This window comes from Nocardia sp. NPDC057272 (assembly GCF_042668615.1).
Classification (GTDB): Bacteria; Actinomycetota; Actinomycetes; order Mycobacteriales; family Mycobacteriaceae; genus Nocardia.
Window position 1 is genome coordinate 17,474 of the sequence record NZ_JBHUYK010000036.1, and the last position, 13,413, is coordinate 30,886.

Here is a 13,413-nt window from a genome sequence, read left to right on the forward strand (position 1 = left end):
CTAGACCAGCTTCATCCGGCGTGCCGCGAACCGCACCGCGCCGGGTGCGATCCGGTTGATCCGGTACTGCACCCACGACTCCGGCGTCACCGGCACGATGTCGCGCCCGGTCCGCACGGCCTTCACGATCTGCGCCGCCACCCGGTCGGGGGTGTAGCCGCGTCGCTCGTACAGCTTGTCGAACTTCTGCTGCGCGGCGGCCTCCTCGGCGGCGGAAACGCCCGAGATGCGGGTGGTGGCAACGATATTCGTGTGCACGATGCCCGGGCACACGGTCGACACCGAAATGCCACGGTCGGCCAGTTCGGCACGCAGGCAATCGGAGAACATGAAGACCGCCGACTTGCTGGTGGCGTAGGCCGCCATGTCGCACTGCGGACTGTAGGCGGCCATGCTGGACAGGTTCACGATGTGCCCGCCGAGCCCGCGATCGGCCATCGCCGCGCCGAAGGCCCGGCAGCCGTTGACGACACCGCCGAGGTTGATCCGCAGTACGCGGTCGAACTCCTCCGACGGAGTATCGAGGAATCCGCCTGCCTGGCCGACACCGGCGTTGTTCACCAGCACATCGGGCACGCCGTGCGCGGCGATCACCGTGTCGGCGTGCGCGCGCACCGCGTCCTCGTTCGACACATCGAGTGGATAGGAGTGCGCCACACCACCTTCGGATGCGACGAGCTCCGCGGTGGCCTTGGCGGCGAGCTCGTTGACATCGGAGACCACCACTTCGGCGCCGAGGCGCGCGAAAGCCAGGGCGGTCTCCCGGCCGATGCCGCTGCCCGCACCGGTGACGACCACCAGCTTGTGTTCGAATTCCCTTCGCGCAGCGCCCACTTCGGCCCTGGCCAGTCCGCGCGAGACGCCGGCGCCGTCGAGCGCGTCGATGAGCTCGGTGGTCGCGGTCGCGAGGAGTTCCGGATGCGAGAACGGCATCCAGTGCCCGGCAGGGACGTCGCGACGCCACAGCCGGTCGGTCCACTTGCCCGAATCGTCGTAGCCCGCGGGCCGCACGGCGACATCGCGTCCTGCCACGATCAACTGCACCGGCACCTCGGTGCGACGCTCACGCGGGGAGAGCATGCGCGCCACGATGTTCGCGCGATAGATGAGCAGCCCGTCGACCATGTCGCGGCGGAAGGTGGGGCCGAGCTTCACATTGGCGGCGGGGGTGTCGTTCATGATCGACACCGCACGCTGCCACAGCTTTTCGGTACCGATGGCGTTGAACGTCGCGCGCGGCAGCCCGGGAGTCATGAAGAAGAAGGTGTAGGCCGAGGAGGCCAGCTGGGTCATCGGCTGCCACACATTGCGCAGGGTGGGCCGGGAGAGGCGGTCACGCACCCAGGAGGCGAGGTGGTCGAGGTTGGGGCCCGAGACCGAGGTGAACGAGGCGACGCGCTCGGTGGCCTGCGGTTCACACACCGCCTCCCACACCTGCACCGAACCCCAGTCGTGGGCGAGCACGTGCACGGGACGATCGGGGCTCACCACGTCGATCACGGCGTAGAAATCGCGCGCAAGTTCGTCGAGGCGGAAATCGCCGGTGCGCTGGGTGCGGGTGGACTCGCCGTGGCCACGGGTGTCGTAGGCGACCACGTGGAAACGCTCGGTGAGCAGCGGAATCACCCTGTCCCACAGGTGGTGGGTGTCGGGCCAGCCGTGCACGAGCACGACGGTATCGGCGGCCGGGTCGCCGTATTCGAACACGGCGATGTCGAAATCACCGCTGCGGACGGTGCGCTGGTTCGCGGGCTGCGGGCTGTCGTTCGTCATGATCTTTCGGACTCCTTGTCCAGCGGAGAAATCACAGGTCGAGCACCAAACGCTCACCGCGAGAACGGGATACGCAGGCCAGCATGGCACCCTCGGCGTGGTCGGCAGCGGACAGCGTGGTCTCGCGATGGTCGGGTTCGCCCGAGCGAACCCGCACCACGCAGGTGCCACAGAAGCCTTGCCGGCACGAGTAGGGCTGGTCGGGACGGGAATCGAGGATCGTGTCCAGCACGGTGCGGTCGGCTTCGACCGTCACCACCGCACCACTGGACGCGAATTCGATCTCGAACGGGGTGCCGTCGACGATCGGCGGCGGCGAGAACCGCTCGAAATGCAGTTCCACGTCGGCCATCTCGCGCACCGCGGCGACGATCGACGAGGTCATCGGGGTCGGGCCACACGCGTAGACCGCGGTGCCGGGCCCGACATCGGGCAGCAGGTCCATCGCGGCGGGGAGACCGTGCTCGTCATCGGTGCGCACCACGACGTTCGCGCCGAAGCCTTCGATCTCGTCCAGGAACGGGATGGTGTCGCGACTGCGTCCGCTGTAGACCAGGGTCCACGGCACGCCGAGCCGGTGCGCGAGCCTGGCCATCGGCAGGATCGGGGTGATGCCGATCCCGCCGGCCACGAAATGCAGGCGCTGCGACGGTGATCCGTGGCCGGGCACGGCGAACGGGAAGGCGTTGCGCGGGCCGCGCACCACCAGCCCGGAGCCGACGGGCAATGCGTCGTGCACCTCGATCGAGCCGCCGCCGCCACCGGGGATGCGGCGCACAGCGATGCGGTACGCGCGCTCGTCGGCGGGATCGCCACACAGCGAATACTGGCGCAGCCGACCCGACGGTAGTTCCAGGTCCAGGTGCGCCCCGGGCCACCAGCGCGGTAGCACGCGCCCGTCGGGTGCTTCGAGGCGAAGACTCACCACGTCCTGGTCGTGCGCTTCGATCCGGCGATCGGTCACCACCACGGCCAGGCGGCGATCATCGACCCGTGGGCGCAGATCACCGCGGTTGACCAGTGCGCTCCAGCGCAACCGGGTGGCCGCGATGGCGTCGATGACCTTCATCGCCGGATCGTGGCGGTACCTGCCGTAGAGATCGGCGGGGATGTCGCGCGTGGTCACGACGCTGCCGCGCGGGCGCCGGGCGAGGCGGCCAGATACGCGATCGCCTGCGCCGTCGAGCCGACCGATTGCGGGTTGTAGCCGGGCTGGAAGGTCGACAGCGCACTGGCCAGCAGCGACGGCACGCCGGGCAGCGCACCACGCCACATCGCGCCGAACACGCCGGCGAGCAGCCGTGCGTAGCCCTGATCCGGCAGTTGCGGATCCTGCTGGACGAGGAAGCGCGCCCCGCGCACCAGCACGATGAGGAAGATCGGGAACACCAGCGTCATCGACGCGCAGCGCCGGACGTAGCCGACCCCGAAGTACTCGGCGACATCGTGGGCGACATTGCGGTGTTCGACCTCTTCGGCACCGTGCCAGCGGAACAGGTCGGCCATCCGCGGGTCGGCGCCGAACTTCTCGAGGTCGGCGTTGAGCACCCAGTCCCCGAGCCAGGCGAAGAAGTGCTCGAGACAGGCGATGAAGGCGAGCCGCTCGACCAGCATCTGGCGGCCGGCGCGATCGTCGCCGCCGCGCGGGCCGAGCGAGATGCGGAACAGGTATTCCATCTGCGCCAGGTAGGGACTCGCGTCGACGCCGTGGGCGGTGAAGACGTCGTCGAGCACCTTCCCGTGGGTCTGCGCGTGCATCGCCTCCTGCCCGATGAAGCCGAGCATGTCCTCGCGCAGCTTCTCGTCCTTGACGTAGGGCAGTGCCTCGCGATAGGTCTCGATGAACATGCGCTCGCCCTCGGGCAGCAGCATGTTCAGCGCGCTGATCAGGTGACCGGCGATCGGTTCCGCCGACATCCACTGGAGGTCGACACCCGACCAGTCGAAGCTGACATTGCGCGCGTGCAATGCCACCACGCCCGGATCGATCTCCGGGCTTTCTCTTCCCCAAGGAAATAGCTTCATCGGTACTCCTCGATCAACCGCGCACGAGCATCCGTGCACCAGGTCGCGACGTTGCGTCCTGCTCGGTAGTTCCGATGATACAACTATCCATAACTGTACGTAACACCTAAATGTGTCAGCTGGCCGCACCGAAGATCGCCAGCGCGATCGGCGCCGCCACCAGCAACCCGCAGATCACGGCGTTGATCGTCTTGTGTTCGGCCAGAATCCCGACGTATTCGCGCAGGACAGCGCTGGGCAGGTAGTAGCGCGCGGTCGGCGCGCCGACGGCCTGGGCGTCGATCCCGACCGAACGGGCGAGCAACGCGGTGCGCAGCACATGGAAATTGCTCGTGACCAGCAGGATGCGGCTGTTGATCCCCTGTCTGGCGAGCAGTTCCCGGCTGAACAGCAGGTTCTCGCGGGTGGTCGTCGAGCGATCCTCCCGCAGGATCTCGTCGTCGCGCACGCCGTGTTCGACGAGGTAGGCGGCCATCGCCGTGCTCTCGGCGACCTTCTCGTCGGAACCCTTGCCGCCGCTGGTCACCAACAGCGGCGCGGGGCCGTGCGCGCGGTCGGTACGCCAGATCTGCAGCGCGCGGTCGAGCCTGCTCGCCAGCAGCGGCGGGACCCGGTCTCCGAGCAGGCCGGAGCCGTGCACCACGATCGCGACGGCATCGTCGGTACGGGTCACCCCGGCGTAGACGACCGAATAGAGCAGGAACGCGACCAGCACGAAGCCGAGGTAGGCGGCGACGAGCACCACCGCGAGCAGCAACACCCCGAGAACCGCCCACTCGGCGATCACCGCCATCACCAGCAGCGCGTACGGAACCAGCAGCGCCACGCCGAGGCCGAAGGAGAGCAGGTTCGCCGGACGCACGCCTTCGCGGCGCAGCATCACCACACCGTTGAGCATCAGCAGTCCGGCCAGGACCAGCACGAGCAGCGGCGACAGCGCCAGGGCGAAGAAGACCAGTATTTCGGGCCCCGATCCTTCGGCGCCCGAACCGATCAGCGCGGCGCCGACACACAGAACTCCGAGCAGCAACAACACCGCGTTGCTGAACCGGCGCCGCTCCTGACGGAAACACAGCGCGAACACCCCGAGCAGAACCACACCTATCGCCAGCAAGATCACCCGGCCACCCTAACCGCAGCACCGGTGAATCAGATCGCCGAGCTATTGCTGACGCCTACCGGACAACCTCGATATCTGCGAGTGAAAAACCATTTCACCTGTGACTATGACGGCCGGATTATTCCTTCATCCGCAACAGCTGAGCGGTAACTGATAGGGGCGGAAGGAAGGTGAACGATCACGGTCATCGTTTGCTCCCCGAGGTCGGCCAGGATGATCTTCGACTTCTTCGTCTGATCCGAAGACACAAACCGCGAAGGCGCGGGCTCGGATCCCAGTCGCGGGCCCGCCCTCGCGTCAGCGGATAGCACGCGAAGCCGATCAACGCCGCACCCGCGTGGCCCACATCGGTGAACGTGCGGTCCAGGAATACCGGTGGCACACAGACCGCCAGCACACCGAGCACGTACAGCACCCGCCACGGCAGCAACACACGGTAGGCGAGGACGGCGGCTACTCCGGCCAGCCCGTAACTGACTCCCACATCGAGCGCGAACGCCGCACGCTCCGGGGCTCTGTCGTGGCGAATCGCCCAGAGCAGCACGCCCTGGCTGAGATACGTGGCGCCGACATGCGCGAGGACGACCACGACCAGCCAGCGCAACGTCCCGAGCCACCGTTCGGCGTTGGCGTGCACGAGGCTGAACAGCACCGCGTAGACCAGCCACCCGCCGCCGTCGGTCCAGAACGCGCTGCCGATCAGCACCCGGATCGGGTCGTCGCCGAGACGATCGATATTCGTCGAGCGGTGCCCGAGCCAGACTCTGGCTTCCTCCGGCGTGAGCCGCTGCTGAATCGCGGTGGTCACACCCAGCGCCGCCAGCCACACATAGGTGCCGGGGGCGCTGCGAATCCACCGCCACGCCGAGGCGGCGGCCGCCCGCACGCTGCCCGAGGCGCTCACCACGCCAGTGTGCCAGTCCTCGATCACGGTTCCGGTCATCCTCGCCGGGCGGTTGTTTCCCCGACCGATCCCCGGGTAGGCGGCAACCAGACCCGTCCACCGACCGGAACGGAGCATGTGATGCCTCAGCAAGCCTGGAGTGACAAGCGCGAACGGCAGTACAAAGACATCAAGAAGTCCGAGCGCGACCGCGGCCGCAGTGAGGGCAGGGCCGAGGAGATCGCCGCGCGGACGGTCAACAAGACGCGCGCCCAGCACGGCGAGACCAAGGGGTCGAGCAAGTCGTCGCGATCCAGCGGTTCCTCACAGCGCAGCGGCGGCCAGCGGGCACAGGGCGGCGGCAAGACCCGCGATCAGCTCTACGACGAGGCCCGCCGCCGCAATATCGACGGCCGTTCCAAGATGAACAAGCAGGAACTGGCCAACGCCCTCGGCCGTAGCTGACCCACTGCGAAAGGTTCGCCATGCAGCTCGGATTCAAACTGGCGGCCGAGGCTTTCGGCCCGAAAGAGCTTGTTCGACAGGCAGTTCGGGCCGAATCGGCCGGTTTCGATTTCGTCGAGATGAGCGACCACTTCCACCCGTGGCTCGACGAGCAGGGCCACTCACCCTTCGCCTGGACGGTCCTGGGCACGATCGCGGCGAGCACCACCGACATCGGGCTCGCCACCGGCGTGACCTGTCCGATCATCCGCTATCACCCCGCCATCATCGCCCAGGCCGCCGCCACCACCGCCCTGATCTCGGATGGGCGGTTCACCCTGGGTATCGGTTCGGGCGAGCGGCTCAACGAGCACGTCGTCGGCCACGAGTTCCCGCCGGTGCTGATCCGTCAGCGGATGTTGCGCGAGGCGCTCGAGATCATCCGGTTGCTGTGGCGCGGCGGCTATCACAACTATTACGGCGAGTTTCTGGAGCTGTCGGACGCGCGGGTGTTCGATCTGCCGGAGACACCGCCGGTGATCGCGGTGGCCGCGGGCGGGCCGAGCGCCGCGGCGATCGCCGCCGAACTCGGCGACGGACTGTTCGCCACCGAACCCGATCCCGAACTCGTGCGGACCTTTCACGACAAGGGCGGCTCCGGTCCGCGCTTTGTCGAAGTGGGGGTCGCCTTCGCCGAGGACGATCGCGCGGGCGCCGAAGCGGCACTGTCGACCAACCGGTGGTCGACCGGTGGCTGGAAGGTGATGAGCGAACTGCCCAATCCGGCGAACTTCGCCGCCGCGTCGAGCACCGTGCGAGTGGACGACATGCTCGAATCCTTTGTCTGCGGCAATGATCCGAAGCGCTACGTCGAGGCGGTGCGCAAGGCCGCCGACGCGGGTTTCGACCATGTGGTGCTGATGAACGCGGGACCCGACATGGACGCGTTCCTCGACTTCTACAGCAGCGAACTCGCGCCCCTGCTGCGCGCGGAGATCTGACGGCCCGCGCTGCGGAGGGAAGCCGAAATGACCATGTACGTCGGCACTTCCGGCTGGCAGTACCGCGACTGGCGGGGCGTGCTGTATCCGCCGGGGCTGCCCGTCCGGCAATGGCTCGAGCACTATGCGCGGGCCTTCGCGACGGTGGAGTCGAACAACGCGTTCTATCGCTTGTCGAGCAGGGAGAACTTCGCCGCTTGGCGCGAGCGCACGCCCGCCGGCTTCGTGATGGCGGTGAAGGCGAGTCGCTACCTGACCCATATCAAGCGATTGCGCGACCCCGCCGAACCCGTGCAGCGCCTGCTCGACCGGACCGAGGGACTGGGTGATCGGCTCGGACCGATCCTGCTCCAGCTGCCGCCGACCCTGCGCGCGGACCCCGATCTGCTCGACAACTGTCTTCGCTGCTTCCCCGACACGGTGCGAGTGGCGGTGGAACCGCGCCACGATTCGTGGTGGACAGACGAGATCGGTGAGGTCCTGCGATCCCGTGGCGCGGCATTGACCTGGGCGGACCGTGATTCGCACCCGATCACGCCACTGTGGCGCACCACCGACTGGGCCTATCTGCGCCTGCACGCGGGCCGCGCCGCTCCCCTGCCGTCCTACGGCAAGCAGGCATTGAATGGCTGGGCGCATCGGCTGCTCGACACCTGGTCTCCCGACGCCGACAGCTACGTCTATTTCAACAACGATCACGGTGGTGCGGCGGTCCGAGACGCGGCCACCTTCGCCCACCTCGCGGCGGCCGCGGGCGCGGATGCGACGCGGGTACCCGATGCGCGCGCGACCGCGGGCTGATCAGCGAGCCGATGGGGAGGATCAGGCCGAACAAGACGGCGAACCCCGCCCCCGATGCTGCGCGATCGATGATCGGCGCGAGATCGGAGGCGGGGTGAACCAGCGCTCACCAGCCGGGATCGGTGTCCAGGGGGACGTTGATCCAGCTGGGGCGCGACGGGTCGAGCTCGAGGTGCTGGGTGCGCAGGCCGCTTTCGTTCAGCAACGGCCGCAGCGGGATTCCGCTGGGGAAGTTGCCGGCGAACACGTCGACACGCAGGCGGTGACCCGGCAGCAGGACACCGTCGGTGGCGCGGACGCCGATGTCGATCGTCGTCGGCTCGCCGGGCACGATCGGCTGACGGGTATCCAGGGTGAGGTACGGATACGGGTCGGTGTAGTCGCCGTTCGGCGAGCGGGTCGCCTTGCCCTCGTCGACCGTGCGCAGGGATGCCATCAGCTGCCCCTGAGACCAGACCGTCGACGTGCCGTCGGGGGCGACATCGTTCACCGTCACCGTCCAGTACCCGTCGGTCGCGTCGAGCACGGTGTTCAGATGGGCGGCGATCGGCCCGGAGATCCTCGTCGGCGCGGCCACCGGAGCCGTGGTGAAGGTGAGCGCGGCACCCTCACTGATCCGGGCGTCCTTGGCACAGATATCGGGCAGCGGGACCAGGCCGGCCGTGCCCTGCGCGGCATCACGCGAGCAGATGGTGGTCAGGCTCGGATCCACCGAAACGCGTTGCGCGGCACCGGGGGCAGTGCGCAGGCTGCCGTCGTGGCGGGCGCCCGGCGCGGTGCCGGAGGAGGCGGCGTCGAGATACATCCGCCGGTACTGCATGCCCGGCCGCGGGAACGCGACGTCGGCGGTCCACTGCCCACTGCCCTGCTGCCACAACGTGACCGGGTCGTAGCGGTCGATGCCGTTGTCGATTCCCTTGAGCCACTTGTCGAACCACGCGCGCTGCAACGAATCCGCCGGCGCGGGCGCACCCGGCCGGCCGAGTCCCGAGCTCACCGTCACGTGGTAGACGTCGTCCATGACGAGCTTCTTCTGCTCGGCGGGCACGTTCACCGCGTTGTAGATGCGCGGGGTGGAGTAGGTGAAGATGTCGTGCCAGCCGCCGTAGAGGAAGGTCGGCACCCGCACCTGATCGGGCGAGCCCACCCAGGCGGTCCGCAGCGCGCTCTCGTCGTCGAGGATCGACGCCATCTCCGGCGGGATCTGCTCCACGTTCGGAGTGGTGAGCGCGGCGATGAGCACGTTGAAGAAGGTGAACGGATCGGTCACCCGGTCGCGCAGCCAGACCCAGTCGAATTTGCCGTTCAGCATCGACATCAGGTCGGGCAGCAGCTTCGCGCCGTCGACGGCGAGCAGCCAGGCCGGGATGAACCCGATCCCGAGCGCGCCACCGGGGGCAGCGACATCGCGGATCAGGTCGCTACCGGGCACGATCGGGAAGATCGCCTTGAGCGCCTCGGGGTGCCGCTGTGCGGTCTGCAGCTGGTTGATCGCCGAGTAGGAGATGCCGCTCATCCCGATCTTGCCGTCGGACCAGCCCTGTTTCGCGGCCCAGTCGACGATTTCCACACCGTCGAGCTGCTCGCGTTCACCGAAGACCTGCCAGGTGCCCTGGGAGAAGCCGGTGCCGCGCACATCGACGACCACCTGGGTGTATCCGCCGCGGATCAGATTCCGGTCGACACCGAAGGTGCGGGCCGCGCCGCCGGGCAGCGCGTGCATCATGTCGCTGAGGCTGCTGAAACCGAACGGCGTGAAGTCCAGGTTCTGCAGCACCGGCATCAGCAGGTCCGACAGGCCGGGGACCGCGAGCGCCGAGTCGGCGACGTTGGTGACGAGCTTGGTGTAGGGCGTCATGTTGACGATCGTGGGCGTCGGCTCGGCGACGGGCTGACCGTCCGCACCGGCCGGGTGATAGACATTCGCTTTCAATACGGTGCCGTCACTCATGGTGATCGGCACATCCCACTCGATGAAGACGTTGGGGTACTGCTGCGGCCCGTTATGGGTGGCGACGAACTGCGCGTCGAGACCCTCGGCATTCGGCGATGCCTGTCCGACCGGTGCGGATGCGACGGCGCCTGCCATTACGACGACGGATGCAACCAGCGCAGCCAGCCGCCCACGATGTGTGATCATGCTTCGGTTCAGCCCTCCACCATCGGGAACTACGACGTTCCCGTACCGGGAAGTAACGTAGCGTGGGTCACGTCCGATCGCAAGAACATGTTCTGGGCAATCCTCGTTCAGCGCCCGCGCGCGCCCCACCGCGGTCACCTGACAGAATTGGCGTTGTGACAGCGTCCGAACTCGATGACGGCCGCCGGTACCGCGGGGCTGCCCCTGGGCAACGTCAGCGGGAACGCCGCGCCCGGTTGCTCGAGGCGGCCACGGACGCCTTCGGCATCGACGGCTACCGCAACACCACAGTCACCACGATCTGCGCGGCGGCCGGCGTCGGCAAACGCTACTTCTACGAATCCTTCACCGACAGTGAGGATCTGCTGCTCGAGGTGTATCGCGAGACAGCCGCCAGGATGATCGAGGCGATCCATACCGGCCTGCGCGAGGCCGAGGCCGTCGACGCTCAGGTGCGTGTCGGCTTGACCGCCTACTTCCAGCTCATCCTCGACGACCCCCGGGTCCCTCGGATCGCGTTCTTCGAGATCCTCGGCGTGAGCCCCGCGGTCGACCGGGCCTACCACGACGTTCTCGACGCCTTGGTCGATATCTGCCTGGCTCTGATCACCCCGCATGTCGACCTGGAAACCCACCCCGCTGTCAGCGTGCGCACAGTGCTGTTCGGCCTGGTCGGCGCCATCGTGATCATCGCCCAGAAGTGGGTGCTCGACGCCTACCGCCAGCCGATGGACGATGTGGTGGACAGCGCATGCCTGGTGGTCAACGCGGTGCTGGCGCGGATCGGACCGGACGGCGACCGACAGTGACGCCGGAACTGCGGCACCTGCGCTATCCGGCCGCTGTCGCCGAGCACGGGAACTTCACCCGGGCCGCGGAGCAGCTCCACATCTCGTGCCGTACCGCCGTAACGGTTCACGATGCGCAGGTCCGCGCCGTGGCGCAGGGTCGCGGCGAGGATCGCGTCGAGGCCCTCGGCTCCGGCGTACAGGTAGGCGGAGTCCTGGAGGCCGTCCGCAGCGTTCACGTCGGCGCCCGCCTCGATCAAGGCCGACGAGGCCGAGGTCGCCGTGTTCTTGGTGGCGGCGACCGGTGGTGTGCGCCCGTTGTCACCATCGACACCGTCTATGCGCCGCCGTCAGGACGCGATGCGGTGAACTGGGCGATCTCTGGTTTCGACGAAAAGTAGGCGCCGCCCCGTTGATCGACGGTATCGCCGGGTACCCCCGGAATATGACTACTCACGAGAACCGCCAACTCGACGAGGTCATCGAGCGGTTGATCATCCGGTACCCGACCATCGCACCCGCTGAGCTCGCCGACATCGTGCACAACGTCTACGACGCGTTCGGGAAGGTGCACATCCGCAACTATGTCCCGCTGCTCGTCGAGCACCACGTGCGAGAAGAACTCGGCAGTCCGACAGGTGAGATCCCACCCATCCCGCATTGACCGGGCGAGCGGCCCCGCTAGCGTTGGCGTAGACCCACGCCAACCATGAGGAGGTCCGCATGCCAGACACCGTCCGCGGAGTCATCGCCCGCGCGAAGGATGCGCCGGTCGAAACCGTCGACATCGTGATTCCCGACCCGGGACCGCACGATGTCGTCGTCCGTGTCCAGGCCTGCGGGGTGTGCCACACCGACCTGCACTATCGCGACGGCGGCATCAACGACGAGTTCCCGTTCCTGCTCGGGCACGAAGCCGCCGGTGTGGTCGAGTCCGTCGGCGCGGCCGTGACCCATGTGGCCGAGGGCGATTTCGTCGTCCTCAACTGGCGCGCGGTGTGTGGCGAATGCCGAGCGTGTCGGCGCGGACGCCCCTGGTACTGCTTCGACACCCACAACGCCAGCGTCCCGATGACGCTCACCGACGGCACCCCGCTCACCCCGGCCCTAGGCGTCGGCGCCTTCGCCGACAAGACCCTCGTGCACGAAAAGCAGTGCACCAAGGTCGATTCCGAGACCGACCCCGCCGTCGCCGGCCTGCTCGGGTGTGGCGTGATGGCCGGGATCGGCGCCGCCGTGAACACCGGCAACGTCTCGCGCGGTGACAGCGTCGCGGTGATCGGCTGCGGCGGCGTCGGTGACGCCGCCATCGCCGGAGCGCGCCTCGCCGGTGCGGGCACGATCATCGCGATCGATCGTGATCAGCGAAAACTGGACTGGGCCAAGGACTTCGGCGCCACCCACACCATCGACGCGACCAGCGAGGACGTGGTCGAGCGGATCAAGGAACTCACCGACGGTTTCGGTGCCGACGTGGTGATCGACGCGGTCGGCCGCCCGGAGACCTGGCAGCAGGCGTTCTACGGGCGCGACCTGGCGGGCACGGTCGTTCTCGTCGGCGTCCCGACACCCGACATGACGTTGGAGATGCCGCTGATCGACTTCTTCTCGCACGGCGGCGCGCTGAAATCCTCCTGGTACGGCGACTGCCTGCCCGAGCGCGACTTCCCGATGCTCATCGATCTCTACCGGCAGGGCCGGCTGCCGCTGGACCGGTTCGTCACCGAACGGATCGGCATCGACGGGGTCGAGCAGGCGTTCGCCGCGATGGCGCAGGGCCGGGTGCTGCGTTCGGTGGTGGTCTGGTGACCCGCGTCGAAAGAGTCGTCACCTCGGGCACTTTCGCGCTCGACGGTGGCACCTGGGATGTCGACAACAATGTGTGGCTCATCGGTGACGACACCGAGGTGCTCGTCATCGACGCCGCCCACGACGCCGATGCCATCGCCGCCGCGGTCGGCGACCGGCACGTCACCGCGATCCTGTGCACACACGGCCACAACGACCACGTGACCGTCGCGCCGGAACTCGCGAAGCGCCTCGATGCCCCCGTCCTGCTGCATCCCGGCGACGAGCCCCTCTGGCGCATGACCCACCCGGCCGCCGACTACCACTCGCTGGCGGGCACCACCCGAATCACGGTGGCGGGCACCGATATCGACATCCTGCACACCCCCGGTCACTCCCCCGGCTCGGTCTCGCTGCACGTGCCCGACCTCGCTGCCCTGTTCACCGGTGACACCCTGTTCGCGGGGGGCCCGGGCGCCACCGGCCGCTCGTTCTCCGACTTCGACACAATCATCGACTCGATCCGAGACCGATTGCTCACGCTCCCCGAGGAGACCACGGTCCACACCGGCCACGGCGACACCACCACCATCGGCACGGAGCGGCCCGCGCTCGCGGACTGGATCGCCCGCGGACACTGACCGTGTGCC

General features: G+C 67.9%; 13 protein-coding genes and 1 pseudogene. 8 read left to right on the plus strand and 6 right to left on the minus strand.

What is annotated here, in order from left to right; translation table 11 throughout:
- From ACFULV_RS31425 to ACFULV_RS31445, 5 genes are all read right to left on the minus strand, one after another.
- On the minus strand, window positions 1–1,773 hold the full coding sequence (locus ACFULV_RS31425) for an SDR family oxidoreductase (RefSeq protein ID WP_378663047.1): 1,773 nt from the start codon (window positions 1,771–1,773) through the stop codon (window positions 1–3).
- A gap of 31 nt (window positions 1,774–1,804) precedes the next feature.
- The gene (locus ACFULV_RS31430; protein ID WP_378663050.1) at window positions 1,805–2,899 is read right to left on the minus strand and encodes a PDR/VanB family oxidoreductase; all 1,095 of its coding nucleotides are present in this window, start codon (window positions 2,897–2,899) and stop codon (window positions 1,805–1,807) included.
- Entirely contained in the window at window positions 2,896–3,798 is a 903-nt protein-coding gene (locus ACFULV_RS31435; RefSeq protein WP_378637694.1) for a metal-dependent hydrolase, read from the minus strand. The genes ACFULV_RS31430 and ACFULV_RS31435 overlap by 4 nt, the downstream gene beginning before the upstream one ends.
- Window positions 3,799–3,913: 115 nt before the next feature.
- Window positions 3,914–4,918: a YdcF family protein gene (locus ACFULV_RS31440; protein ID WP_378663052.1), complete on the minus strand. Its 1,005-nt coding sequence runs from the start codon at window positions 4,916–4,918 to the stop codon at window positions 3,914–3,916.
- 184 nt (window positions 4,919–5,102) lie between these two features.
- Window positions 5,103–5,861 carry a rhomboid-like protein gene (locus tag ACFULV_RS31445; protein ID WP_378663054.1) on the minus strand — a complete coding sequence of 253 codons (759 nt, stop codon included), beginning with the start codon at window positions 5,859–5,861 and terminating at the stop codon, window positions 5,103–5,105.
- Window positions 5,862–5,942: 81 nt separating this feature from the next.
- Between ACFULV_RS31445 and ACFULV_RS31450 the strand changes: the two genes are divergently transcribed.
- From ACFULV_RS31450 to ACFULV_RS31460, 3 genes are read left to right on the plus strand one after another with little or no spacing between them, the layout of a single operon-like run.
- Window positions 5,943–6,266, plus strand: coding sequence for a plasmid stabilization protein (locus tag ACFULV_RS31450; protein ID WP_378663057.1), 324 nt, complete (start codon window positions 5,943–5,945; stop codon window positions 6,264–6,266).
- Window positions 6,267–6,286: 20 nt separating this feature from the next.
- Complete coding sequence (locus ACFULV_RS31455; protein ID WP_378663060.1) at window positions 6,287–7,246, plus strand: TIGR03557 family F420-dependent LLM class oxidoreductase; 960 nt, start codon at window positions 6,287–6,289, stop codon at window positions 7,244–7,246.
- Window positions 7,247–7,273: 27 nt separating this feature from the next.
- On the plus strand, window positions 7,274–8,047 hold the full coding sequence (locus ACFULV_RS31460) for a DUF72 domain-containing protein (RefSeq protein WP_378663063.1): 774 nt from the start codon (window positions 7,274–7,276) through the stop codon (window positions 8,045–8,047).
- 106 nt (window positions 8,048–8,153) lie between these two features.
- On the opposite strand, the gene ACFULV_RS31465 is transcribed toward ACFULV_RS31460, so the two are convergent.
- Window positions 8,154–10,187: a CocE/NonD family hydrolase gene (locus ACFULV_RS31465; RefSeq protein WP_378663066.1), complete on the minus strand. Its 2,034-nt coding sequence runs from the start codon at window positions 10,185–10,187 to the stop codon at window positions 8,154–8,156.
- 155 nt (window positions 10,188–10,342) lie between these two features.
- Between ACFULV_RS31465 and ACFULV_RS31470 the strand changes: the two genes are divergently transcribed.
- From ACFULV_RS31470 to ACFULV_RS31490, 5 genes and pseudogenes are all read left to right on the plus strand, one after another.
- The gene (locus tag ACFULV_RS31470) at window positions 10,343–10,996 is read left to right on the plus strand and encodes a TetR/AcrR family transcriptional regulator (protein ID WP_378663069.1); all 654 of its coding nucleotides are present in this window, start codon (window positions 10,343–10,345) and stop codon (window positions 10,994–10,996) included.
- Window positions 10,993–11,092: pseudogene (locus tag ACFULV_RS31475) on the plus strand (LysR family transcriptional regulator); the annotation flags it as partial. The gene ACFULV_RS31470 and the pseudogene ACFULV_RS31475, both read left to right, overlap by 4 nt.
- Before the next feature lie 328 nt (window positions 11,093–11,420).
- Complete coding sequence (locus ACFULV_RS31480) at window positions 11,421–11,639, plus strand: three-helix bundle dimerization domain-containing protein (RefSeq protein WP_358067951.1); 219 nt, start codon at window positions 11,421–11,423, stop codon at window positions 11,637–11,639.
- 59 nt (window positions 11,640–11,698) lie between these two features.
- A complete protein-coding gene (locus ACFULV_RS31485) occupies window positions 11,699–12,784 on the plus strand; it encodes an S-(hydroxymethyl)mycothiol dehydrogenase (protein ID WP_378637667.1) in 1,086 nt (361 codons plus the stop codon).
- Window positions 12,778–13,404 (plus strand): MBL fold metallo-hydrolase, encoded by a 627-nt coding sequence (locus tag ACFULV_RS31490; protein WP_378663116.1) that lies wholly within the window; start codon window positions 12,778–12,780, stop codon window positions 13,402–13,404. The genes ACFULV_RS31485 and ACFULV_RS31490 overlap by 7 nt, the downstream gene beginning before the upstream one ends.
- The last annotated feature ends 9 nt before the right edge of the window (window positions 13,405–13,413 follow it).